Genomic DNA, 25,231 nt, shown 5'->3' with positions numbered 1-25,231 from the left:
TCCCAAGTTGGCCACATTGATTGTGGCCTTTTTTATGGCAGCTTAAATCCCGACAACAATAAAAAGCCGAAAGGCATCGCAAAAAAGACTCCCAGAATATACACCAGACCCAATACTTTTTGTTTGGCGACCCTGTCAGCCAGCACTCCAGACAACAGCGGCGGGATTTCCCGTAACCACGGTAGGCCAAAAATCAACAGCACTGCCAGCAGGTTATAAACAAAATGCACCAGCGCGATTTGCAGAGCAGGTTCTGCCATAAGGCCCCCTACCCCGAGCGCGGCAATAATCGCGGTAATGCAGGTACCGATATTCGCGCCCAGCGTAAAAGGATATATATCTCTGGCGGTAAGTACGCCACTGCCGACTAACGGCACCATAAGCGACGTAGTGGTTGACGAAGACTGCACCAGTACGGTTACCGCCGTGCCAGACGCAATACCAGAAACCGGCCCTCGGCCGATACTGCTGTACAGCAAAGCCTTGGCCTTGCCGACCATCAGCGCTTTCATTATTTTGCCGAGATAAGTAATGGAGAGGATAATCAGAATTATGCCTGCTGCTATCATCAGCGCCCCAGCAAAGCCTGAAGATAAGCCCGATAGCATCGACTCCAGTTGCTTGCTTACCGGCGAGGTGACCGCTTTAATAGGATTAAACCCACCAACCTCCAGCACCTCGTCGCTGTGCATCCAACTCACTAATACGCCACTGATATTCTCAAGCAGGTTGAACATGATTTCCAATGGCAGGAAGAGCAGTACCGCCATTAGATTAAAAATGTCATGAATCGTCGCGGCCTGAAAAGCTTTGCGGTATTCATCAGCATTTTTTATATGCCCCATACTCACAATGGTATTGGTAATACTGGTGCCAACATTGGCCCCCATCATCATCGGCACCGCCAGGGTTATGGGAAGGCCACCGGCCACCATCGCCACAATAATCGAGGTGACTGTGCTGGATGACTGAATTAAAGCGGTGGCGAGAATACCGATGATAAGTCCAGTAACCGGGTTTTCAGCAAACTCAAAGAGTGACTCTGCATGGCCGGCGGTCATCGCCTGAAAACCATTGCCAATTACCGATACGGCAACCAGCATGAGGTATATAAGCCCTAGTAAGACCACCCACTGATGGCGGTTTGGTTGAGGTGCAGCGCCCGCCTGGCTGCCTAATGGAAGTGATGATGTGGACATAAACCGAAGGTGGAAAGTAAACCAACCTTCAGTCTATGGACGTTACATGACAAATCGATGAAGGGGTAAACGCCCTAGAACGGTATAGGGTAGCGCTTGATTACCTGGTTGATTTGTCTCTTGGTGTCTTCTGACAGGTTTATTTCAAAGGCTTCAATATTCTCTTTCAACTGTGCCACACTGGTTGCGCCAATAATGGTAGATGTCACGCCGGGGACCTGCTTACACCAGGCCAGCGCCAATTGTGCGGGGGTAATTTTAGCGCGCTCGGCAACTTCCAGATAGCGCGCCGTCGCCTCGTGCGCCTCGATGGTATTTCTGAATAATCCCTGACGCTGCACAAAGGTCCAGCGACTGCCTTTAGGTCGTTCATCATTCTGGTATTTACCGGTTAGCAATCCGGTTGCCAGTGGCGACCAGGGCAGGTAAGCAATGTTTTCAAATACACAGGTCTCAATCAGATAAGGCCAGTCTTTTAGATGTAACAGGCTGAACTCATTCTGGATGGAAACCGGCTTTGGCACACCCATTTCCTGACACAGGGTTAAAAATGTATGGATCCCCCAAGGAGTATCATCAGAGAGCCCCCAGTGACGGATTTTACCGGCATCGATTGCCTCACCAATGCCTTTAACAATGTCGCGCATGCCTTCGCGCTCGTGCTCCACATCAGTATCCTGTGGGTTAGTGCGCCAGGGCCAGTGTTTGGCAAAATGGGGCGAGGTACGGTTTGGCCAGTGCAGTTGATACACATCCACGTAATCAGTTTGCAGCCGCTTCAGAGAGTCGTCCAGTGCCATAGCAATGGTCTTGCTGCTGATGGGACTGGCATCACGAATATAAGCGAGACCACTGCCGACAATTTTAGTCATCAACACCAGCTTATCACGCTTATCCTGATTAGCTGCCAGCCAGTTTCCAATAAAGCGCTCAGTATCAGCGTAGGTCGCTTCGTTAGGCGGAATAGGGTACATTTCGGCGGTATCGATAAAGTTAATACCGTAATCAATCGCGTAATCCAGTTGGTCGTTCGCATCCTGCTGAGTATTCTGAATACCGAAAGTCATGGTCCCCAGGCAAATTTCCGATACCTGTAAATCACTGCTACCTAGTTGATTAAATTGCATTGCTGCCCTCTTTTAAAATGTTATGGTGCAACCTCCGCGGGCTTTGAGTCAGTCGCTTCTAACTTAGCCAGTCGCCGCTCAATTTGCCGGCGGCTTTCAACCATTTCATTGGCCAGTGCAGCCAGCGAGCGAAACTCCGAAAATCCCAGTTGCTTTGGGTCTATACGTTGATATTGCCGTTTACAGCGGTAAAAAAACAGTACGAAGTTAGCAAAAGACCGGTGAAAGGTGGCAAAACTTTTGACCAGTAACAAGATTAGTGCGACTGACGTCAGTACAGCAATAACCGTACTGAACACTGTAGCCTGTTCTTTGTGTGATACCAGCACTGGCTGTAAGGCGTTATCCAGCGCTTTAAGATCCTCTTCAACCCGATGGGCTTGTTGGCGAAACTGACCGCGCAGGCCCTGCTGTTCGGTAAGGCCGATTTGCTGCTTCACCTTAGCCAGGCGATTCACCTGCTGGCGAAAATCAATCAGCAGACGTTCTACTTCCACAGGTAACGATTGACTGCTAAGTATGACTGACAGCGTTTGTCTGAGCGCTTCCAGCGTTTCCGGATCGGCGATAAGCTGATAGTCGGCAGCCAGATAAGTAGTTCGCCCCAGCAAATTTACCAGGGCTGGCGTAAGCTCTTCAGCCCGGGCATTTAACGCCGTGGAAAGCTGGCGCAGTTCGCCGTTGATGCCCGTGTCTGCGGTGAGACCGTAAACTTCCATCAACTGAGTCAATTTATAAAAATGGCGAGCGTAAAGTTCGCTATTTATTGCGATATCGCTGACCAGGCTAGCGGGTAATTCATATTGGCCAATGACTTGGTCGAGGCTGTTAATAGTAGCGATAAAACGTTGGTATTGCTCACGAAACTGATCGATGTAGCGACGGTCATGGCGCAGTAAAAAATCTTTTTCGTGACGCCTTAACTGCAGTAAGTCAGTTTGCATTTGCTGTAACGCTACATTCTGTTCGTTCAGCGCACTTAACTTCTGACCAAAATAGTGCTGGTTAATGGTCATTAACACCATGCCCAGCACACATAAAGTTGTCATAAGGAGTAACCGGGACTTAATTGAATCCCATTTCATCGCTTTACCTCGCCGGCAAATAAAGCCCGACGCTACCCCAGATTTATGACGTTTACATGACGTCATATTTTGCTGATAACTACACCGCTAAGTTCGTTACGATGAAGAAAGGCTACGCTGAATCATTGTCTCTTCCTTACGAAGAAACAGATTACAAGCCGATAATATAAAGAAATAAGGCAGTAGGCTTGTGTCTGTAATCAGCTCAAATGTCTGGTTCGTCATCCAATTGAGAACGTTGATGTAAACCATATAGATACCAAACGCCTGAAAAGCATGGCACGTTACTATTTTAAACATAGTCTTACCTGGATTTTCTGAGCCCTTTACAGGCAGAGGATAAAATTTGATTACCTTTAGCCTGCCTTATGTCTGGCATTTTTTAAGCTGTACCGGCTACCAGAAATTTTTGATACAGGTTGAAAACTTGACCACCGCTCATTGATTGCTCATATTTTATGCAGATAATAACAAGGAGTATCTATGAAAAAGGTAACACTAAGTGCGGTGGTAGGTGTGGCGGCTTTACTGGCGACTCCCGTTTTTGCACATCAACACGAATCGTCCCATGATGAATACCACGCTACCTTTACTAAGCTTGGTGAAGGTAAGCCCATAATCTATACCGGCAGGCCTATATACCAACATGTTAAAGCGGGTGATTTACCTTCCGAAATTGGCCTGTTCGAGGAAATATTGCCGGCAAAGTCACTCGGCGCTCCGCCGCATACCCATACCAATGAAGATGAAATATTCATCGTGTTAGACGGTACGGTACATTTTCTGAATGGGACCGATGAGGTGATTGCCGAGTCTGGCACGGTAGCGTCATTGCCACGCAACAATCAGCACGGTTTCTGGAATCCTTACGATGAGCCTGCTCAGTTACTGGTAATGGTTGCGCCTGGGCACTTTCAGGAATTCTTTGGTGCCGTAGAGGCTGCGGTGACAGCATCCGGCGCTAAGTCTCCCCAGGATATCGGCGCTATTATAGGTCGGGAAGCAGCAAAGAAAGGCGTGATCATTGATATGTCTGCTCTGCCACCTTCAGCATTAGCTTTATTGCCGCCTCCGTCTCAATAAATACTTCCTCAGCGAAAAGGCTGTGTCTGGTGAGTCAGCCTTTTAAGGAGATCCCGGCTCGAGGGCCGGGATGTCAAGATTATAAATCGTCATCCCCGCGCGCTTTTTAGCGTGGACCCCCGACATGATATCGTGGGTTTAATACGACCTTTCCAACAGGCACAAAAAAAGGCCACCGAAGTGACCTTTTTGGAATGCAGCTAGCTTCTATTATTCAATAATCTTAGAAACTACGCCTGCACCTACAGTTCTGCCACCTTCACGGATTGCGAAGCGCAGACCTTCGTCCATCGCGATTGGTGCAATCAGTTCAACTTCGAACTTCAGGTTGTCACCAGGCATTACCATTTCAACGCCTTCTGGCAGTTGAACAGCACCGGTTACGTCAGTGGTACGGAAGTAGAACTGTGGACGGTAACCTTTGAAGAATGGAGTGTGACGACCGCCTTCATCTTTAGACAGTACGTATACTTCCGCTTCAAACTTGGTGTGTGGAGTGATTGAACCTGGCTTAGCCAGTACCTGACCACGCTCTACGTCATCACGCTTGGTACCACGTAACAGAACACCAACGTTCTCACCTGCACGACCTTCGTCAAGCAGCTTACGGAACATTTCAACACCGGTACAAGTAGTCTTGGTAGTATCTTTGATACCAACGATTTCTACTTCTTCACCTACTTTAACGATACCTTGCTCAACACGACCAGTTACAACAGTACCACGGCCTGAGATTGAGAATACGTCTTCGATTGGCAGGATGAACGGCTTATCGATGTCACGCTCTGGCTCTGGGATGTATGAATCCAGGGCTTCACCTAACTCAACAATTTTCGCTTCCCAAGCTGCATCGCCTTCAAGGGCTTTCAGTGCAGAACCCTGGATTACTGGCAGGTCATCACCTGGGAAATCGTATTCTGATAACAGTTCACGAACTTCCATTTCGACCAGCTCAAGCAGCTCTTCATCATCAACCATGTCACATTTGTTCATGAATACGATGATGTAAGGTACGCCTACCTGACGACCAAGCAGGATGTGCTCACGAGTCTGAGGCATAGGGCCGTCAGTTGCAGCAACTACCAGGATCGCGCCGTCCATCTGAGCAGCACCAGTGATCATGTTTTTAACATAGTCAGCGTGTCCAGGACAGTCTACGTGTGCGTAGTGACGACTTGGAGTGTCATACTCTACGTGTGAAGTAGAGATGGTGATACCACGTGCTTTTTCTTCAGGCGCGTTATCGATTTGATCAAACGCCTGAGCCGCACCACCGTAAGTCTTTGCAAGAACAGTAGTGATTGCTGCAGTCAGAGTGGTTTTACCGTGGTCAACGTGGCCGATAGTACCCACGTTTACATGGGGTTTCGAACGTTCAAACTTTTCTTTTGCCATTTTTCTAATATCCCAGCAAAGTACAATGTTAGGTGAATTTACGTATTATTACATGAGCTGGGGAGAAATGGTGCTGATAGGCAGATTTGAACTGCCGACCTCACCCTTACCAAGGGTGCGCTCTACCAACTGAGCTATATCAGCACGGGACTTGGAGCGGGCAGCGGGAATCGAACCCGCATCATCAGCTTGGAAGGCTGAGGTAATAGCCATTATACGATGCCCGCATTCCTAATTCTCTTGCCACACTCATAGAAAGTGGTGGAGGGGGCAGGATTCGAACCTGCGAAGGCTGAGCCGGCAGATTTACAGTCTGCTCCCGTTGACCGCTTGGGTACCCCTCCAGAGATTGATGAATGGTGCCGACTGCCGGAATCGAACTGGCGACCTACTGATTACAAGTCAGTTGCTCTACCAACTGAGCTAAGTCGGCTCCTCATCAAGTGGGTGCGAATTCTAGAGTAATGAATCACTCAGTGCAATAGGCTTTTGCGAAAAATTTTCTTTTTTTTGACTGAGTGGTCATTAATTTACCACCCTGTCGTTTAATTGAACAAAATCAACCAAAAGAAGCTTTTTCAGCATAGCGGGCAAGGCCGTCTATCACCAAATTCGCGGCGGTGAGACTATCACCGTCGCAAGCACTTGTCAGCAGTTTTTTGTCGCCACCGGTAAAAATTATGACATTTTCTTTGAATTGATTATTTAATCGGCGCTTAGCTGACCAAAAAACGCCCTGCAATGCCGCTAAGCATCCCATGGCCACACATTCTTCGGTGTCACTGGCAGCCATTAATTGTTCCGGCACGGTCTCATTTTCGAAAACCCGGGTGGTATTCGACAGCAATGCTTTTTTCATTGTATGAAAGCCTGGTGCTATCCAACCGCCTAAATGTTGACCACCTGCCACAAAATCTACCGTTACGGCTGTACCGGCATCAATAACAGCAAAAGGTTTATCGGTTAATTTTGCCGCACCTAAAATGGCCAGCCAGCGATCCACACCCATTTTTTGTGGATTCTGGTAACTGTTAGTAATACCAAATGCGTCGCTTTCTGTTTTTACCGCGCAAAATGTCATCTGTTGTTCGTTACATAATTGTGCCAGCGCTTCTTCCACCGCCGGCTTACCCACATTAGCAATATATAAATGCGTAACCGGTGCGGCCTCTATATAAGTAATCAATGCCGACAAGTCATCCACCGTTGTGACGTTATCGGCATCATCAGTTAATAAACGGTACTTAATTCGGGTGTTGCCAATATCCACCAGCAATACGCTGTTAGTTTGCACGTAAACTTACCTCGCCTCCGTGGAACCGGGTTATGCCGTCTGCTGTTTCCAGCAGCAGCGCGCCACTGGCGTCGATGCCCCGGTTTATGCCACTGATTCGTTTGTCGCCTGTTTTGATTACCACAGTGCGGTCGGCAAACCAGTCCAGGTGTTGCCATTCTTCGATATACGGTTCGAAACCACGCTGGGAAAAATCAGGCAGTAATGTCCAGAGTTGTTCAATGATACGGGCCGCTACCTCATTCCGATCGACATCGGGGCCGAGAACCTGACTTAAATCGGTATGCGGCTGGCCGACATCGTATTCGTGAGCCGGTACCATAACATTCAGCCCGATGCCGATAATACAATCGGCGGGGGCGCCAATCTGGCCTTCCACTTCAATTAAGACCCCGGCCAGCTTTTTACCATACAGGTACACATCGTTTGGCCACTTAAGGCGTGCTTCTTCCACACCGCAGTCTCGTAATGCCCGGCATATGGCTATGCCAACTAATAATGACAAACCAGCCATGCCCTGATAGCCATCATTAAAACGCCAGTACATGGAAAATGTTAAACTGCCGCCCACCGGCGCCAGCCATTGGCGACCATGGCGGCCGCGACCAGCGGTTTGGATCTCAGCCAGTACCGTATCGCCATTCGCCCGCACACGGTCGGTGTTTTTCAGTTCGGTATTGGTTGATTCGATTACCTGCAGCACACTGATGTCGGCATAAGGCTTATTGCAAAAAGCACCGGTAATGGTTTCAGTATCGAGCAGCTTAAGCGGGCGATTTAATTTATAGCCCTTGCCTTTTACCTTGAAGACGTCCAGGCCCCAGTCAATTAGCTGGTTGATATGCCCGGCAATAGCAGTGCGGGACAGGTTTAATGTCTGGGCCAGGGTTTCACCGGAGTGAAAGTCGCCGTCCGCCAGCAAGCAAAGTAGCTGTTGCCTTACCTCGCGGGATTTATGTTTCATAGTTCTATACGTCCTTGTTTACCCAGTAGTCTCACTTCGGGCGCCAGCGTGACAGAAAATAGCTGTGAGACCTTTTGCTGAATCGCCCGGGCCAACGCAAGCAGTGCTTCACCCGTAGCCTGATGTTGATTAACCAGCACCAACGGCTGGCGATGATAACAACAAACGCCGTCGATGCACTGGCCTTTAAAACCGGCGTTATCAATTAGCCAGGCCGCCGGTACTTTTACCTGTTGGTCATTCACCACAAAGCCAGGAATAGTCGGATGCGACTTTTTCAGTGCTGCATACTCAGTGGTAGTGATAGTCGGGTTTTTGAAAAAACTGCCGGCGTTACCCAGCACCGCAGGATCCGGTAGTTTCTGCTGGCGCACCTCTATCACCTTATTGAAAATCTCAACAGGTGTTGGGTTATCCAGCGCTTCCAGCTCTGCGTAAGCCGTTACCGGTGCAATATCGTTGGCCAGCCAGAAGTGCACGTGGGTGACGACCCAGTGCTTTGCCTCGGCGCGTTTGAAGCGGCTGTCCCGGTAACCAAACTGGCATTCGTCCCGGGTTAATGTGAATGTCTGGCCGGTGATAACATCTACCACCTCTACCTGACTGATACGTTCGCCGACTTCCAGGCCGTATGCACCAATATTCTGAATGGGGGCGGCACCTACAGAACCAGGGATCAGCGCGAGGTTTTCCAGGCCTCCCCAACCTTGCTCTATGGTATAGGCCACCAGTGTATGCCAGTTTTCACCAGCGCCCACCCGCAGGCTCACGCCACCGGGCTCATGACAAGCTTCAACGCCGGTTATTTTGTTCACCAGCACCTGACCATCATAGTCTTCGGTAAAAATCGTATTACTTCCCTCCCCCATGATGTAACAAGGGGTTTCGCGGGGGTATAAATCGAGAAGTTGCTGCACCGAGCAAAATTCGTGGAGCACGCGGCAACGACTGGCGATACCAAAAGTATGGCGTTGGGATAAATCAGGCATAGACACAGACAGTAATCTTCGAGGTCGTCAAGTATGCCTTAAAAGACCTGAGTTTGGCTATGTTGACACAGGTAACGGATAGCAAATTGGGCCTTTACGGCCCAATTTAATGTAGTAAGAATCGTTTTTAACAACGCAAGGTTGTTAAGCGATTACCGCTTAGTCGAGCACAATAATAACGCCGGCTTCATTGAAAAAGCCTTTATCATTAAGCTCGATAATGCGCTCGGCATATTCGCTGGCCAGCACAATTTCGGTACGTGTATCACCATAAGTACGCAGCGCCTTAACTAACAGCGGGCGATTTCCAACCACCGGGTGCTGCACAGCAAAGTCCACATCGCGGGCGAACAAAGACACCAGTTGACCACGCTCCAGTAAGCGCTCATTACTAGCGCCCTGATCCGGGTAAACAACCGCGCCGCGTAACTGGCGAATCTTCGGACTCAGTGACGGAATAAAGTTACTGCCTCTGGCATCCACTACCAGCCCGGTAGGCTGCACATCGGTGGCCGGCGCAGGCTGAGCTTCCTGGCGACGGTTCTCAACCAGTTTTTGCTCAATAACCGATAACCGACGGTTGAGCTTTTCCATTTCCTGTAGCCATACCGGTTGCTCCAGCTCCACATCGTCCTGAGCATAGGCTTTACTGATCACTGCTCCGCCTAACCAGTCGAGTGTTGAGCGATAGAAACTTTGCAGGCCGGTTTCCTGATAGACTTCCTGATAAATGGTTTTAGAAGCCTTACCGCCCAGGTTAATCACCATTTCTATTTTGCAACTGCCGTCATTGGCAGGAGTGCGGCTAATAATGCGGGCATTTCGAATGATCCCTTCCACTTCACTTTTCACCTTATCGTTACTCAACATGTAGTTGTCGATAACGGTGGTCGCAGTAACCCGGACGCCCTGGGTTGCCTCCAGCAGATTACGCTGAGCATCCACCACTGCCGCACGGCACGCCAGTAATGGCCCGGCTTTACCGCCCACATTGCCCGGCGGCAAACCATAACCTTCGGCAGAGACTTGCGCCGTGGTCCAGTTAATTTTACCGCCGGCCGCTGTCCATTCTTCATAATGAGCGTCCGCGGCAATGCTACTGCTGCTTACCAGCGCCAGGGCGAATAAAAGCTTTCTCATTATTTAGTCCTTACCTTACCTAAAATTGACGTTTCAGATGGCGCAGGTTGCCATTGGTTGCCCTCGGCTATGACCTCATAACTGGACGCGTTCTGAATATGAAACGGGAAATTATTCTGCAGCGTGCAGTCGGTCATATTGAGCTTGGCATAATCACTCACCACAATACCGGCCGTATTACTGCCGTCAATTACGCAGGAGCGTAAGGTCACATTGGATTCACCTTCGATACTCAACGCGGTAAAACGGCTGCCGGTTATCTCAATGGCTTCCAGCAGTGGCTGACCGGATTTAACCAGTATGCCGATGCCGGCGCCGGACATTTTTAGTCCTGAGATTTGTGTTGGTTTGGTATTGTTAACAATCAGGTATGGCTCCCGGCGCGCTTGTTCGCCACTGGCACGAATACGGATATCCTGTTTCAGCCCCCAGAAATACGCCTCACCATTAATTTCGATAGTCGCACCGGGTTCAAACTCCAGCACCACACCCGGCTCAATGTACAACTCACTGTCTTCTTCAAACACCACCTCACCTTTTACCTGATAAGGACTAAAGGTTTCGGTTAGCGACAATATACCGGTATAACCACCCTGCAGCGGGCCACTCACAAAGGTTTGTTTACCCACTTCCTTTATATAGGTAGTCAGCGTCAGTGCCTTAGGCTCACTGGCATTGCCGGCCTCATCAATGGCCACCACCTCATAGGTACTCTTACTGAATGCTTCTGAATCAATGTCGAGGTTCACGAAGGAGTCACTGCTCTGCTGTATGACTTGACTACCGCCGTCATTGGTACGCGTTACTTTATAGGCGGCTGCAACTTCAGCATCCTGCCAGGCCAGTTTAAGGGTGGTTTCAGTCTGACTGCCTACCAGATTAGTGACCGGCGGTGGCGCTTCATTATCAAAATTCACCAGGCCGGTAATACTCAGCAGGGTATTGGTGCTGCCATCGGTGTCTTGCAGAATACCGGTAACCGGCACCCGCTGTTCGTTCCAATCGGGTTGTACCGGGATCTCACTGATATAAATCCCTGGCTCCACTTCTTTAAGCTCGGTACGTAGCTGATTACCAAGCTCTACAAATGCCTGCAAACCTGCTTCGCCTTTCACGCCAACTTCGATTACGTCGCCATAGCGTAGCCATTTGCCAGCTTTGTCGTGAATAACTGATTCAATAAGAGGTCCGGCACTGCCTTTATAAAAGCGCGGTTGAGGAAATTCAAAAGCCACTTTGCGACCCAGTTCGTCGGCGGCCGCGAGCAGGTTTTCATCATCCAGGTTCATGGCGGCAATCGCAGCATTGAGTAATAAGCCCCAGGCGGTAGTCGATACACCACCGGCACGCTGAGTGACCTCATGCTCGCCGGTCCATACCACATCGCCTTTGGTGTTATACAGTGACAGTTTAATGCCCAGCCGGATCTCTGAATAAATTCCGGCAAAAAACCGTTCGAAGTCTACCACTTCACCAACCAGTACCCCTTCAACGCCCAGGTAAGACGCCATCTGAGTATGATCAAGCGGACCCGATGGCAGCCGTTTATCCACTTCCCCCGGATGCATTACCGAAAAGTTCCGGCCGGAAAGCTGGCTGTTAATGACTTGTCGAAGCAGCGGTCCGGCGACTTTTTCCTCGGTGACATTACTGAAGGGTAAAATGGCAATGCTCGAAGGAATCGCCTGCTGGTCACCGCTTACGCCGGTGTTGTTCTCAACTTCGCTGCTGGTTGAACGTTGCGGTGGACCCACCAGCACCGTGTCTTTTGTACTTACCGTACAACCAGCCAACACCAGACACACCGCACCTAACCACAGGCGCACAGACAGCTTATTCATGACTTGGATTCTCCTTCCACAGGCGGTGGTACCGCAGGGTCGTATAGGGATTCATCAGGCGGGAACAAACCATTATTTTCCCGCCCCTTGCCTGGTATCGGCGCGGGCTCCCCGCCCTGTAATAACCAATGTTGACGTAACTGGCGGGTGAGACCATTTACCTCAAACAATAAATTGTTAAGTAATGCCTGGGTTTCTGGCATGTCTGCCACAGTGGGTTCCATATTCACCGCGATAGCATTAATACTTTCCATTAACTGTGCCGACTGCTCTGCCACCTCGGCAAAGGTAGCCATATTATCGTTCACCGTTTGCGAGCCTTCCTGCAGCGTGTTTTCCATCACCTGCATGGTGCGCTGCATCTGATTAAGCACGTCAGGCAACTGCTGACTGGCTTCGGTCATACTGGAGGTCAGCGCAGCAACGTTTTCCAGACTTTTCGTCAGTGAGTCCTGATTATCACTGACATTGGTCACTATGTTGTCGAGGTTCACCAGTATATCGGCCACTTTTTGTGACAGCGCCTGGATATCCCATTCCTGCATAAGATCCTGGATTGACCGTGGCTCTTCGGCTTCCAGCAAGGCACCGTTTTGTAATTGCCCCGCCGGCCCGGGAATAAAAGCAATGGCCGCGCCCGACAGCACGTTGTCAATGGCCAGCGTAGAATCTATCTTAAGCCGGCTTCCCGCCCGGTACAGTGGCTGGTATTCCCGTTGCATCACTAAGTCCAGCGCCACCTGCCCCTGCTCACTAAGGCGGATATTATCAATCCGGCCCACGCTGACACCATTAATTTTCACCGGCGAGCCCACGCTCAGTCCGAACGACGAAGAAAGGTTAGCCCGAAAACGCAGTTGATCGGCGTGTTGTTCCTGTAAATCCTCAAACAGTAACCAGCCAGCCAGTAACACAGCCACAACCACAAACAAACCAAGCAGCGTATCCTGCGCACGGGAAGACAGCGACTGTGATGGCGCAAAGCTCATTGTACTTCCTCCAGTTGATGGTTATGGATTGCCAGTACCCGGTCGGCAAAGTCGGTGCGATCGCCGGCGGTGACCGTCATCACTACCGCATACTGATGCGCTTGCTGTTCCCTGAGCAACACATTTAGCATATTTTCACGCATTTCGTGTGACATTCCGCTTTGCACTTCATCCAGTAGTATCAGTTTAGGCCGAAACACCATGGCCCGTAACAGGTTCATCATACGGGTTTGCACATCATTCAGCTGATGCGGTTCGAGCGCCAGTAATTCGGTTATTGCCAGCGCCTCTGCCAGGGGCTCTATGTGTTCAGCAATTTCCTTTTCAGACATCCGCGTATGGTACAGCATCGGAAAGGCAATGTTATTGTAGTTAGTAAATATACTCAGTAACCCACCGTCTTCAAAAGCCATACAGGTAGCTTTAAACCGCGCCTGTTCGGTCATATCCCTGAGCGATAAGCCTTCGATAATGATGTTGCCGTCATCCGGTTCGCACAGCCCGGCAGCCAGCTTTAAAAGACTCGACCCACCATCGAGCACGCCAGTTTCCACACACACAATTTCACCGCTATTAACGCGCAGGTTGAGCTGCCGGAACACCACATTATCGTTAAACCGCAAATCAACATTATCTATCTGTAAGCAAGTCATAGGTACACCAGGTAAGACAAGCCCACGTTCAGCACAAAAAAGGCAAACAGTTGAAAGGTGTTTGAATTAGAAATTGCCCGCGACACATCGGTAAAACGGTCTTGTACATTGTAGCCAAAAAACAGACTCGCCAGACCAATCAGGCAACCGCCCACCAGCGCCTTGGTCATACTCACCAGCACTTCGGTGAAAGTGAGCTGCTCTAGCAGGGCACGGATAAATGCCATCAGTGTAATGCCACCCTCATGATATAACTCGATGACCGCATAGGAGGTAAACACGCATATCAGATTAAAATAGAAAAACATCAGCAACAAAGACAGCGGAAACGCAAAGAACACGGGCAGCAAGAAAACCAGTGCCGGACTCATATTCACCGCAGACAAAGCATCAAACTGGCGGTATAGCTGCATTTGCCCCACTTCTGCGGTTACCGCCGAAGCTGAACGCGCGATCAGTATAATGCCGGAAATTAGCGGGCCGATTTCCCGATTCACCACAATATTAAAAAACTGCGCGTAGTAATCGATAAACTGCATATTATTGGGAATAACCGAATAAGCCTTGGACATCACGAACACGCCCAGCAACACAGCAATAATAGTGTTGATCGACGCTGCTCTGAGGCCTGAGTTATACAACTGACGCTTAAACAGCAACCAGAATATACGACGCCGCTGAGGCTTTAAAAGTTGCGGGCAGGTATTAATCGCCAGCCCGAGCAGACCGGTTATCCCTACCAGCACATTGGCATAACGCCGGGCTCTTAATCCCAGGCTACTGAGCATGAACCGTATCCCTGCGCCAGGCTCTGACCTGCTCTGCCCGGGCGGCCTCGCCCAGCTGACTAAGCAGCAGCGCTGCCCGCGACGCATAATCCGCTGCCGTGTCCGGTTGTCCCTGCTCGTATTTTAACTTTGCCAGTAAAAAATAGCTGTCTGCCATGTTATGGCGGGCATCAAATTGCTCAAATAACACCAACGCTTTTTGTAAGGCCGGTTCGTTGAACGCGGCTTTGCCAGAGAGATAACACTGTAAGGCTAACCATTCGGTTGTTTGTGTACTGTTTAGGCAGTTATCCACACTGATATCAAAGATGGCCCGGTAAGACGCGTCGTTGGCTGGCAGTGCCGCCATGGCGCGCGCGTAATCACCCGGGTTGCCGGTAATAAAATACTGCCCCAGGTGGGCTCTTGCCTGGGCTAACTCATCGCCCTGAATAATTGCCACGTCCAGCAGTGCCGCACAATCATCGGTGACTCCCGTGGAGGCAACCCCTCGCTGGCATAATTTCCACAGCGCCTTCGCCATCAGTGGCAGGTCGTTATTCAGATAGGCCTGATTGGCAATATTACGCATGGCGTACACCGGAAAACCGGCGTCCTGCGCGAGCTGTTGATACTGTGCAGACAGACTGAGTGGCGGTGGCGTACTGCCACAACTCCACAACAAGGCGGCGCAGCAAAAGCTAAGTATTCGCAGTATCGCCGTGTTCATAACTTAGCCTTACCATACGGGTGAGGGTATGGAGATTATCTTCCGTGTTTACGTAGCGATTAAGCAACGTCATGATTTCGTCCTGCGACATTTGTTCCTGCATAAAGTTTATACTACGGCGCAGAGGTTTTAGCTCGTTAGTCGACAACTGAATTTCCAGCAAATCAACAAAGTCATCGTAATCGCCTTTTAAGAACAATTTGCGGCTGCGACGCATAAAATTCCAGTCGGAAAATTTACGCAGATATTTCGACATCACCGTACCCAGGGCAAACGCCATGGCCATCGCAATGAGGTCGAACAGTTTATCAAGGGTGAGTTCTTCTAACTGCTGAGCCTGCTCACTCACCGACGCATCGTAAATAGACCGTATTACTTCTATCCGGCGGGCCGCAAGGGCATTCAACGGGTTGATTTCCAGCGCCCGCCGAAAGGCCACCTCGGCCTCGGCTATCTGTTTATTTTCGTACAGCGCATCACCATAAAGCGACAGCAGCATGTCATTGCCCGGGTACTGTACCGTGGCATTCTCCAGATAACGAATAGCTTCTTCGTACTCGCCGCTTTCAATGAGGATTTGCGCTTCAACAATCGCTACTTTGGGTGACGCATGGGCAACCGGCTGGCAAAACACCAGCAGCAGGCACACCAATAACCCTCGATAGCAGGTGGCGCTCATCATCTGGCAATCACTATCATCACTTCGGCGTTACCCAGCGCTTTTTGCAGGGTTTGCTGGGATTTCAGTAACGCCACGGCAGCGTCACTGATGACTAAATCTGACTTACGCGATTTATAGGTGCCTTCAGCCGGAATGATAAAAGGTTTAACCGCAATTCGCGCGTTGCGTACCGCATCATTCACATCAAAGTCGTAAGACACCGGGCGGCTGCTGATCCGGCCCTGGGTTAAATCGTCCGCGGTAGGGTAAATAATGTCGCCCTTCTGATTTCTGATACGCGGAATGGTCGCCAGTTCAAAATTAGCAATCTGGCTGGCATCAATTAATACGCCGGTAAAGTTACTGTTACTCTCGTAGAACTCTATTTGTTGTTCCAGTTGAGCGATAACCTGTGGCTGGCTGTGGGCTTTCAGTAACCGGGTAATTTCTTTTACCAGTTCCAGTTGGTTGGGGTTGTCGATAACCAGATGGCTCTGGGTTGTTTCTGCTGCCGCAGCCGTGGGGAACAGGGTAAGCGAGGGCCATTCAATCTGGCCGGTGCGTGCCAGTACCCATTGCACCGGTTTATCGTACCAGTTTGCCGCCGTCATGCCGCCTTTTGCTACCTCAGGCGCAATCATCTGAATAAAACGACCGTCCAGTGACATGGTCATGGTAACCGTTGCAACGTCGTTCTGGTAATGATCGGCGGTCATCGCAGCGCCTTTAATCATGGCTTCCAGGCTGGTTTTCACCGTATCGCTCTGGGCCACCATTTGCTCAACGACCGTTTCAGACGATACCCGCACGCCTTTAATCATCTCGGCCAGGTTCCGGTAAGCATCCAGTTGCGCTGCCCGACGGGCCAGCAACCGTTGTTTTACAAGCGGTACATCATCCGGTGCAACGCCGTAACCGTAGGCTGAAATCACCCCGGAAGACCAGTTAATTAAGCCTCCGGGCTTTTGCTCAACGACTTCTTCTGCATTCGCGAGGCCGGTAAGGAACGCACACACCAAAGTTAAATATCGCATTGTGTTCATTGTTGCTCTCACTTTAAACGGGTTACGCATCAAATTGTTTATATTTGGCCATTCGGGTAACTACCTTTTTCAGGTAGTTTTTAGTTTCCTGGGCTGGCAGGTTTTCCATCAGAAAATCATAAACAGCATCGGGTGACATCTCATTGATGGTGTTCACCGCGGCGGTAATGCTCTTTTTGCCGGTAAAGGTTCTGGCTACGTTGCCCACTCCGGTATTGTAACTGGCAACCGCACAGTAAAAACGCGCCTGCGGGTCGGTGATCTTGCGTAGGTAGCGGTGGGTTAGCAGGTGGAAATAAGCTGAGCCAAGCTTCAGGTTGTTATCCTCATTAAACAAATACTCAGCACTTACTATCTTTTTCTCGCCGTGCACAAAAAGGTGTGCGTCGAGGCCAGCGGTTTTAGGAACCAATTGCATTAAACCAAACGCGGGAACGGGAGATACCGCTCTGGGGTTATAACTTGATTCTGTTTCGATGATGGCCATGATCACTGAGACCGGCACATCATACTGTTCTGCATAGCCTTTAATATCATCAAAATACTGCTTAACGAGTTTTTCCTGATAACCGTTCACGAACTCAATTTTTAACTGCAGGCGCGTTTGCCCGTTTTCTTCCACTACGCTCAACACCGGCATGGGGGCGGGTACCGGAAAGGGTTTGGCCTGTTCAGCAGGTTGTGGGGTTGCTGCTATCTCAGTTTCCACTTTGGGGTTTTGCGGTGTAGCTGGCTGCTCAACGACAACAGGTGATTTTTCTACAGGTACAGCGGCGACTTGTGGTGATTCTTCCGCCTTGTCATTTACCTTTGGCTGCGGCCGTGGCTGCCCCGCATTGTCTTTGGCTAGTTGTTGCTGTTGCGCCACTTTGCTTACCACCGCACTGATATCAACCGACTCAGATTCAATCTTTAACTCAGGCACTGCAGAGAAATCCTGCTGTAAAGCGTCAGCCAAACCTTCGAGCTGACCGCCGATGGTGTCGGGCAGCACACTGGCCAGGGATGAATCAGTAGATGATGTAATCGCTACCGGCTCTTCGGTGACCTCGGCCACCTCTTTGGTGACTTCCTGGAGCAATACGTCCTGCTCATCCAGCTCGGCGGGTGTGGCAGTGGCAATGGAAGATGACATTTCCATCAGTTCAGCAACCCGTTCCTGCAGATCCTCACCAGGCTCAACCAGGGTTTCGATGATCAATTCACCCGACTCAAAGTCGGCGATTGCCCGGCTGCTCATGGTTTTGTTATAGGTAACCCAGCGGTGCCTTTCAGGCAGGGCGCCATCCGGCCATTTAACTTCAATGCGTTTGGTCAGGCCACGAAAAGCGCGGTCGATGGCTTCATCGACCGCCTGGTAGATATCATCGATCCGCTTTGTTTGGTTTTCAAATTCAGCATCCATCCGCGCGCTGATTTCATCGAAGTCATCTACCGACTGCGCAGCACTGAGCGGACTGATTACCAGCGACGCGGCCAGTAGGCTAATATTGAGAACGTGCCGCATTACTGATCGCCTCTAGACTTTCCCGTTCTTTGCAAATATCTGCTTCGTTTGTCAGGCAAATGCCCAGTACCACTTCAGCAATCCAGGTACCTTCCTGCTCATACACCTTCTCATCTACCACAACGGTACCCTGTAACCAGGTTTTCACGCGGGTCGCAATGATATCGCTTTTTACTTCATATTCTTCTACGGTAGAACCGGCACGTAATTCGATACCTTTTACCTGCTCAGATAACTGGCGCTGAGCATCAAGCTGGGCGGCGCGTTTAGCCAGCATACGAGCCTGTGCGTTGGTTTTTGCCATCGCCGGATCCACAGTACCAAAACCCTGCGCCGTCACTACACCGGGTAAATCTTCAGCCTGAACTACGCCGATAAAACCGGTCAACAGCAGCAGTAAAAACGTTACTTTCATGGTTTAATCCCTTTTTGCTTAAGTACCTCAGCGTAGACGTGATTAACCAGGTCAATCTCTACACCTTCCCGTACTGAATCCATCAATTGATCAACAACTTCCACTTTAAACGCACCGGAGAGCAAAAACTGACGCACGCTCAGTAATTCACGCTTACAGGCAATGGGCGCATGAGCGATAGCAGAGTTCACATCGTTGACTTTTAAATATAGCGTGCCTTTGGCTAATACACACTCGCGGTACTTGTCGCGCAGGCCTTCCAGCTCTTTCGACTCGCTCACTTTCTTAATCGCAGAATACTCATTGGCCACAGCCATATTGAGACCGGAAAACACTGTTACTGCCGAGCACAGCAATAACAGCCTGGATAATTTGATCATATTTAGTTCCCTTCTGCACGCGGTGCAGTGGTGATTTCAGCAGAAGCAGAGACGCTTCCCTCTAATTCATCTTTATCTACCGCGGATACCCGGTAGCAGTAACTGCGATTGCCAGAGACATCTGTATCAACGTAGTTGGCGGCACTGACAGCAGCCAGTTTTCTTACATTGCCACAACTGGAGCCACGGTATATCTGATAAAAATCAATATCGCTTTCGGGCGCCGGCTGCCACTGCAAGACCACGTTAGGCGCCGATTCCATAACGCTTAGTCCCTCAATGCGGGCCGGTAGCGGTTTGGTTCTGGCCTCAACCACCGGCGAGGTTACGCCATTGGCATCATATAGATTATACGCCAGTATTTTGTAGCGATAGGTTTGACCATCCCCCAGTTTGCTGAAGAAGCTCCCCTCATCAACATAGCGACTGGCCGATCGACTGCTCAGGGTGTCCAGCAAATCAAATTTGCCTTTGTCTTCACGATAGATTTTATAGCCTTTAATATCGGCATCGTTAGCCGGCTGCCAGGTAAGTGTTACCTGCTTCACCTGATTACTCGCTGCCGCAAAGTTCTGAGGTGCTGCCGGCACCGCTTTGGTAGTGGCCGTCACGATATTCGACTTTTGCGTTTCTTTGTCACCGTCTACCGCACTAATCGCATATTCATAGCTAACCCCATCAGCCAGATTACGGCGGTCATTGTCGGAGTACTGAGTAATGCTCGGTGTTGTGATAGCATTTACCAAGTCCCAGTCAGTTACACCCTGCACCCGGCGGTACAGTTTATAGCCATCAATATTTTTATGAGCAGTCCAGCTTAAATCTGTTCGTCGCAACATGCCCTGAGCAGCCACACTTAGCGTTACTTCATCAGGACTAGCAATACTGGCAAACGCCGACGGGTCGCTGCGCAAGCCGTCTTTATCCTCGGCCACCACATAATAGGAAGTTTGCGCATAGGGTTTAAGATTAGCATCGATAAATGCTGACTCATTGGCGGGCACCATCGCAATTTCCTGCCAGCCCTGGTTATTCCAGCGGCGGTATAAACGGTACTGTTTGATATCTACCTCGCCCGATGGCGGCCAGCTGACACGAATTGTATTATTGTCTGCCGAGAGCGCCGGGCTCTGCGCCTGATCAGGGCGTGGCTTAGTTTGCGCACTGCGGGTTGCTGATACAAAACCAACGCCTTTGAATTTATTCAGTGCAACCACAAGGTAATGATAGGTCGTGCCGTCTTTTAAAGGCTGACCATTATCCACGCCATCAATAAATTGCGTTTTATCGGCGCCGCTGACATCGGCTAATTCATCGAGCAGGGTATCCTGCTTCAGCTCTCCTTCCGTACGGAAGATCCGATACCCCACCACATCATCGTCTTTTACCGCCTGCCAGTACAAGTGCGCAGATTTCACCCCGCCAGACACGCTGAACTCTGCCGGTGCCGCCAGTTTTTTGGTTTCCTTGCGGGTTATATTAGAAGGCGCAGAGGCAGACAGTTGATCGAACAGGCGAACCTGATACTCATAAACCAGGCCATCTTCCAGCCCCTGTTTGTCTACGTATGTGCCGTTGTGGCCCGGATTAATTTCGCCCACCGTTTGCCAGTCATTGGTGCCGGCACCGCGACGCTCGATGCGCACACTGTATTCTGATGCGGCCGGCTGCCATTGCAGGGTGACTTCACGGGTTTTTATCTCACTCTCCGCATTAAGCAGGATGATCGGTGCACTGGTGACCATCACCGGTGGAGACTTTGCACTTTCCTTACCACTGTTGGTTACCGTAGTTACCGCAAACTCATAGCTTTTATCCGCTTCCATCAGATTAACAGCAGAAACGGAGTAATTAATTTTACCGGTGTCTTCAATTTTTACCGCAGGCGCCCACACGCCGCCGATTTCACGATAATATACCTGATAGGCAGCGGTTTTTTCCTGATTAGCAATCGACGGAACAAAGTCGAGCTTGACGCCATTAACATAAACCTGATGCTGCAGGATAGACGGCGCTGCTACATCGGCACTGGCCTGAGTTTTAGCAATAGTGGCTTTACTGACCAGGCCACCATCCATTTCATCACCGGTTTCCAGGATAATATCCAGGCGGTAATAAAAAGTGCCACTTTGGGGAATTCGGGTATCGACATACTGGCTTTCAGTAGTACTTTCAACAAACTCAAAAGGCCCCGATTCTGATTCGCCGCGGTACAGATTGTAATAAAAAACCGCGCCAATATCCGCCGTTGCCCAGTTCAGCACAATCTGTTCGCCCTGCGCTTTGCTGGTAAACGTAGTGAGTGCGGCACTGGCTTGTGCGATATCCGGCTGCACCGACAAGGCGCGGCGAATGCGGCGTTCCAGTGACTCAACGATTTCTGGCGCCCGGGTAACCAACTCTCCCTGAGTTTGAAAACTTTCCTGCCAAATCGCTGCTTCCCGGCCATTTGACACATCAATGAGCTTGAAGTCCACAATAATAGTGGCGCGTTTAATGTCGATGGAGCCAGACAAAATAAAATTAACGCCCAGCCCGTTGCCGTACTGAATAATCTTTTGCGTATCCGCTACCTGTGCACCGCCAATACGGTACAGGCCTTCTTCCATCTGGCGCCTAGACAGCAGTTGATAGGTTTGCGAACGCTCCAGCTCCTTTCGCATGGAAAAGAGCAGGTCACCGTCCAGACCAATAGCATCAATACTGGCCGGTGACAAGTTAAATAAAGCGAGGCTGGTTTTTGCAAAAGTAGTGGTTGGTAACAACAACATCACCAACACTACTACTCTATAGATTACTGCTTGCATATCCCTCGCCTGCTAACTAGTTTTTAAATTGATAGGTTTCGATGATTTGCTTCATGTACCCGTCAATTTTGGCGGAGATTGGAGAGTTAACGTTTGATTTAACCCGCTCGTCAAACTTGGCATCAACAAACCGCTCCAGTGCTTCCAGCGATTCTTTCCGCTTAAGCAGTAACTCTTCACCGGCTTCGAAGTAATCCACTTCTCGGTTACGCAGTGGTTGTAATACCTTACGGGATAAGTCTTCCACCACCTGATCGGCCATCATCTGCAACATTTCAGTGTCGGTGGCGATTTCCAGTGGATCGTAAGCGATGTTGGCGTCTTTTACCCCGTCGTTACCCACGTCTTCTTTCACCAGACGCGACCGGATGGTATCCACACTCACGTTTTGTCCGGTTGAAACATCAACGATACGGTACGAAATCTCGATAAAACCAACCTTTTTGGCTTTGTTTACGGTGTATTCTTTTTCCGCATAAACCGGCACCATAATTTTCGCCTGAGGCGCTTCTTTCAGGTCGTTTTTATCCGGATTCGGGTTCAGCGCTTTCCAGTTAAGGAAGTCAATGTTGTCCTGAATTTCCTGGCCTACCTGATAACGTACGGTTTCGGCACTTTCGGATTTGGTTTCGTCTACTTTAAACAGCAGTACCGAGCCCATGATTGCCACGTCGATACCATATAAACGGCCCATTTCTTTCGCGGTATCTTCAGATACCACCCCGATTTGGCCTAGTTTCATTTCTTCCAGGATTGACTTCAGGTTTTCACGCTCAAGGATGTTGATATCCTTGGTGGCGTTGTTGAACAGGTTGGAAATCAGCTTACCAGCAATCAGGCCACCCGCATCCATGTTGTAAGAAGGACTCTTAAAGTCGAATACCGCGATAGATTTGATGACACGCTCGCGAATTTTATCCTGCACATCACGTGACTTCTCGAACAGGCCTTCCATTAACGGATCGAGCTTGCCGATTAACTCATACATGTACCAGGCAACACCCCAGTAACGATTGTCCATGTATTCAATGGCAATATCTTCGGCGCGGGATACCACGGCGTTGCGCAGTGCAACGGCACGCGGAGGCAGCGCACCACCGGTATTCTCATCGATTTCAATCGCCAGATTGATTGCCCGGGCGATGTAGCCCTGTTGCAGTAAACGGGTGGCTTCAACAATTTTCTCGTCAACCTGTTTTTCCAGCGCGGTGGCTTTCCATGCAATGCAGTCCTGGTCGTTAGGGCTGAACGAAAGCACTTTTTCACAGGCAAATTCAGTCTGACTCCAGTTTTGCGTATCTAACGACTGGGCAGCCAGGTTTTTAAAGAAAGTGGCATTGTTTTTCTGGTCGGCATCGGCGGCCATTTTCTTGGCGATGGCGCGTTGTTTGGATCCAGCATGGTGGCTTTGCGAGCTGCCAGCTTGGCATCTTCAAACTCATACTCAACGAAAGCCTTCTTGGCTTGCAGCAAATAGTCCCGGGTACCTTCGGTTTTAATCCGCGAAGCTAAGGGGACTGATGCTTCAAAGTTTGGATACAGCTTTTGTACCTGCTGTAGTGTGAGGTTGGCGCGCACCCAGTCCTGACGATCAATCAGTGCCAGTGCTTCAGAATAACGTTCTTTCACTTCATCAATGAGTTCACTGCGTGAGGTATCAATCTGACTTTCCAGCGGCACGATGGCCGGCAGGTTCGGCGAGAACTGCTTTGCTTCCGCCACCAGAGACTCTGCTTTCTCAATATCATTAATGTTGACACTGGCCGCATTCAGCAGCCCCTGAGCCTGACTAATAAGTGTCTGTGAGGCTTTCAGGCGTAAGCTGCTAAGCTGAGCTGAATACTGTTGGTTATCCGGCTCTTTGGCAATTGCCTGCTTAAGGTAAGCAATGGCCTCAGCATAATTCCCGGCTGCAGCGAGCTGCTGAGACAGGGCAAGATCGTACTTTTGTTAAATTACTCTGATATCTGATCGATTTAATTCGTTATATTTATCATCATTAGTGTGATCAAATAGTTTTTTTGATGACACGAGTTAATTATGAGTTTTCTAAGCCATTTTTCAGAAGTTACCGATCCCCGCACGCAAATTAATGTTCAACATGACTTTATTGATGTGATATTTCTGACTGTGAGTGCAGTCCTTTCTGGAGCAGAGGGTTGGAGCGATATAGAAGTGTTTGGTCGAGATAAACTTGATTGGTTGCGCCAATACCGTCCCTTTGAAAACGGCATTCCTGTTGACGATACCATTGCCCGAATTGTTCGAGTAATATGCCCTGAACAATTAAATAAAGCCTTTATGAATTGGGTGAATGAAGTGCGTGTTGAAACGGGTAAGCCTCAAATTGCCATCGACGGTAAGACACTTCGTCATTCCTACGATGGCGATAAGCAAACGGCATTACATAGCATTACCGCCTGGAGCAAAGATGCAGGTTTAGTGCTTGCGCAACTGAAGTCATCGGGCAAGAAAAATGAGAATGCTTCGGTATTGGACCTACTCGACACGCTTAATATTAAAGGCGCTCTTATCAGTGCAGATGCCATGAACTCTCAGAAAAAGATAGTCGAGAAAATCAGCTCGGAGAACGCAGATTATGTGCTCTGCATCAAAAACAACCACAAACAACTACGCGATGAAATTGCCGCCTATTTCCATAAGGTAGAGAGGGATAATCCCGCTTGGATTGCCTGTAATGAACAGACTGATTCTGGCCATGGACGAATTGAAGTACGCCGGTGCCAGCAACTAAGAGTCAGTGAGTGGATAAGTGAAGCACAGCACTGGAAAGGTATACGCAGTGTTATCAAAATAGAGCGAGAGCGCCACCTTAAAGACAAAGAGGTGAGCACTGAAACGCAATATTACATCAGTTCACTGGATATTGACCCCGTTGCGGTCAACCAGGCTATCCGAGCACACTGGGAAGTCGAAAATAAAGTCCACTGGGTGTTAGACGTGACGTTCAAAGAAGATGATAGCCGAATACGCAAAGAGGACGGAGCGGAAAATGTCGGAGTGATTAGGCGGTTTTGTTTGAATATGGCTCGTTTACACCCCAAGAAAGCCAGCATGAGAAGCAAACTCAAAATGGCTGGCTGGGCCGATGAATTCAGAGCAGAGCTTATTTTTGGGTAAAAGTATGCGGTTGCCCTGGCT

Annotated in this window: 23 protein-coding genes, 4 tRNA genes and 1 pseudogene; 2 read left to right on the top strand and 26 right to left on the bottom strand. The window is 49.7% G+C overall.

Going from position 1 to position 25,231, the window contains the following annotated elements:
* Positions 1-32 precede the first annotated feature (32 nt).
* From AC566Q_RS02285 to AC566Q_RS02275, 3 genes are all read right to left on the bottom strand, one after another.
* Positions 33-1,199 carry a Na/Pi symporter gene (locus tag AC566Q_RS02285; protein WP_105933779.1) on the bottom strand — a complete coding sequence of 389 codons (1,167 nt, stop codon included), beginning with the start codon at positions 1,197-1,199 and terminating at the stop codon, positions 33-35.
* 74 nt (positions 1,200-1,273) lie between these two features.
* Positions 1,274-2,326 carry an aldo/keto reductase gene (locus AC566Q_RS02280; protein ID WP_499613197.1) on the bottom strand — a complete coding sequence of 351 codons (1,053 nt, stop codon included), beginning with the start codon at positions 2,324-2,326 and terminating at the stop codon, positions 1,274-1,276.
* Positions 2,327-2,346: 20 nt separating this feature from the next.
* Positions 2,347-3,375 (bottom strand): chemotaxis protein, encoded by a 1,029-nt coding sequence (locus tag AC566Q_RS02275; protein ID WP_499613194.1) that lies wholly within the window; start codon positions 3,373-3,375, stop codon positions 2,347-2,349.
* A 519-nt stretch (positions 3,376-3,894) separates the two neighbouring features.
* Here AC566Q_RS02275 and AC566Q_RS02270 point away from each other — a divergent pair.
* The gene (locus tag AC566Q_RS02270) at positions 3,895-4,494 is read left to right on the top strand and encodes a cupin domain-containing protein (RefSeq protein WP_499613191.1); all 600 of its coding nucleotides are present in this window, start codon (positions 3,895-3,897) and stop codon (positions 4,492-4,494) included.
* Between the two features lie 210 nt (positions 4,495-4,704).
* On the opposite strand, the gene tuf is transcribed toward AC566Q_RS02270, so the two are convergent.
* The 23 genes and pseudogenes from tuf to AC566Q_RS02155 form a co-directional block, all read right to left on the bottom strand.
* Positions 4,705-5,889, bottom strand: a complete 1,185-nt coding sequence (tuf, locus tag AC566Q_RS02265; RefSeq protein ID WP_499613189.1) for an elongation factor Tu — start codon at positions 5,887-5,889, stop codon at positions 4,705-4,707.
* 68 nt (positions 5,890-5,957) lie between these two features.
* Positions 5,958-6,033, bottom strand: a tRNA-Thr gene (locus tag AC566Q_RS02260).
* 8 nt (positions 6,034-6,041) lie between these two features.
* A tRNA-Gly gene (locus tag AC566Q_RS02255) sits at positions 6,042-6,116 on the bottom strand.
* 32 nt (positions 6,117-6,148) lie between these two features.
* Positions 6,149-6,233 (bottom strand) — tRNA-Tyr (locus AC566Q_RS02250).
* 13 nt (positions 6,234-6,246) lie between these two features.
* Positions 6,247-6,322: transfer RNA gene (locus tag AC566Q_RS02245), tRNA-Thr, on the bottom strand.
* Between the two features lie 126 nt (positions 6,323-6,448).
* Positions 6,449-7,183, bottom strand: a complete 735-nt coding sequence (locus AC566Q_RS02240) for a type III pantothenate kinase (protein WP_499613186.1) — start codon at positions 7,181-7,183, stop codon at positions 6,449-6,451.
* Entirely contained in the window at positions 7,173-8,147 is a 975-nt protein-coding gene (birA, locus tag AC566Q_RS02235) for a bifunctional biotin--[acetyl-CoA-carboxylase] ligase/biotin operon repressor BirA (RefSeq protein ID WP_105933366.1), read from the bottom strand. Before birA ends, AC566Q_RS02240 begins: the two co-directional genes overlap by 11 nt.
* The gene (gene murB, locus AC566Q_RS02230; protein WP_499613183.1) at positions 8,144-9,136 is read right to left on the bottom strand and encodes a UDP-N-acetylmuramate dehydrogenase; all 993 of its coding nucleotides are present in this window, start codon (positions 9,134-9,136) and stop codon (positions 8,144-8,146) included. Before murB ends, birA begins: the two co-directional genes overlap by 4 nt.
* 159 nt (positions 9,137-9,295) lie before the next feature.
* On the bottom strand, positions 9,296-10,276 hold the full coding sequence (locus AC566Q_RS02225; RefSeq protein WP_499613181.1) for a TP0624 family protein: 981 nt from the start codon (positions 10,274-10,276) through the stop codon (positions 9,296-9,298).
* Entirely contained in the window at positions 10,276-12,117 is a 1,842-nt protein-coding gene (locus AC566Q_RS02220) for a right-handed parallel beta-helix repeat-containing protein (RefSeq protein WP_499613179.1), read from the bottom strand. The genes AC566Q_RS02225 and AC566Q_RS02220 overlap by 1 nt, the downstream gene beginning before the upstream one ends.
* Complete coding sequence (locus AC566Q_RS02215) at positions 12,114-13,106, bottom strand: MlaD family protein (RefSeq protein ID WP_105936121.1); 993 nt, start codon at positions 13,104-13,106, stop codon at positions 12,114-12,116. The genes AC566Q_RS02220 and AC566Q_RS02215 overlap by 4 nt, the downstream gene beginning before the upstream one ends.
* Entirely contained in the window at positions 13,103-13,759 is a 657-nt protein-coding gene (locus AC566Q_RS02210) for an ATP-binding cassette domain-containing protein (protein ID WP_105936122.1), read from the bottom strand. The genes AC566Q_RS02215 and AC566Q_RS02210 overlap by 4 nt, the downstream gene beginning before the upstream one ends.
* Positions 13,756-14,547 carry an MlaE family ABC transporter permease gene (locus tag AC566Q_RS02205; protein WP_170308541.1) on the bottom strand — a complete coding sequence of 264 codons (792 nt, stop codon included), beginning with the start codon at positions 14,545-14,547 and terminating at the stop codon, positions 13,756-13,758. The genes AC566Q_RS02210 and AC566Q_RS02205 overlap by 4 nt, the downstream gene beginning before the upstream one ends.
* Entirely contained in the window at positions 14,537-15,256 is a 720-nt protein-coding gene (locus AC566Q_RS02200; RefSeq protein WP_499613175.1) for a hypothetical protein, read from the bottom strand. Before AC566Q_RS02200 ends, AC566Q_RS02205 begins: the two co-directional genes overlap by 11 nt.
* A complete protein-coding gene (locus AC566Q_RS02195; protein WP_499613172.1) occupies positions 15,228-15,938 on the bottom strand; it encodes a tetratricopeptide repeat protein in 711 nt (236 codons plus the stop codon). The genes AC566Q_RS02200 and AC566Q_RS02195 overlap by 29 nt, the downstream gene beginning before the upstream one ends.
* Positions 15,935-16,960 (bottom strand): LPP20 family lipoprotein, encoded by a 1,026-nt coding sequence (locus AC566Q_RS02190; RefSeq protein ID WP_499613170.1) that lies wholly within the window; start codon positions 16,958-16,960, stop codon positions 15,935-15,937. Before AC566Q_RS02190 ends, AC566Q_RS02195 begins: the two co-directional genes overlap by 4 nt.
* Positions 16,961-16,982: 22 nt before the next feature.
* The gene (locus tag AC566Q_RS02185) at positions 16,983-18,467 is read right to left on the bottom strand and encodes a transglycosylase SLT domain-containing protein (RefSeq protein WP_499613167.1); all 1,485 of its coding nucleotides are present in this window, start codon (positions 18,465-18,467) and stop codon (positions 16,983-16,985) included.
* A complete protein-coding gene (locus tag AC566Q_RS02180; protein ID WP_499613165.1) occupies positions 18,445-18,882 on the bottom strand; it encodes a hypothetical protein in 438 nt (145 codons plus the stop codon). The genes AC566Q_RS02185 and AC566Q_RS02180 overlap by 23 nt, the downstream gene beginning before the upstream one ends.
* The gene (locus tag AC566Q_RS02175) at positions 18,879-19,262 is read right to left on the bottom strand and encodes a hypothetical protein (protein ID WP_123327233.1); all 384 of its coding nucleotides are present in this window, start codon (positions 19,260-19,262) and stop codon (positions 18,879-18,881) included. The genes AC566Q_RS02180 and AC566Q_RS02175 overlap by 4 nt, the downstream gene beginning before the upstream one ends.
* Before the next feature lie 2 nt (positions 19,263-19,264).
* The gene (locus AC566Q_RS02170; protein WP_499613162.1) at positions 19,265-22,069 is read right to left on the bottom strand and encodes a fibronectin type III domain-containing protein; all 2,805 of its coding nucleotides are present in this window, start codon (positions 22,067-22,069) and stop codon (positions 19,265-19,267) included.
* 16 nt (positions 22,070-22,085) lie between these two features.
* Entirely contained in the window at positions 22,086-23,435 is a 1,350-nt protein-coding gene (locus AC566Q_RS02165) for a CsgG/HfaB family protein (RefSeq protein WP_499613159.1), read from the bottom strand.
* Positions 23,369-23,791 (bottom strand): hypothetical protein, encoded by a 423-nt coding sequence (locus AC566Q_RS02160; protein WP_499613156.1) that lies wholly within the window; start codon positions 23,789-23,791, stop codon positions 23,369-23,371. The genes AC566Q_RS02165 and AC566Q_RS02160 overlap by 67 nt, the downstream gene beginning before the upstream one ends.
* A gap of 141 nt (positions 23,792-23,932) precedes the next feature.
* Positions 23,933-24,001: pseudogene (locus AC566Q_RS02155) on the bottom strand (hypothetical protein); the annotation flags it as partial.
* A 108-nt stretch (positions 24,002-24,109) separates the two neighbouring features.
* Between AC566Q_RS02155 and AC566Q_RS02150 the strand changes: the two are divergent.
* Entirely contained in the window at positions 24,110-25,210 is a 1,101-nt protein-coding gene (locus tag AC566Q_RS02150; protein ID WP_123323549.1) for an ISAs1 family transposase, read from the top strand.
* The last annotated feature ends 21 nt before the right edge of the window (positions 25,211-25,231 follow it).

The organism is Alteromonas sp. H02 (assembly GCF_059682525.1).
Note: the sequence above shows the minus strand (reverse complement) of the source record. Positions and strands in the feature narration are given on the sequence as shown.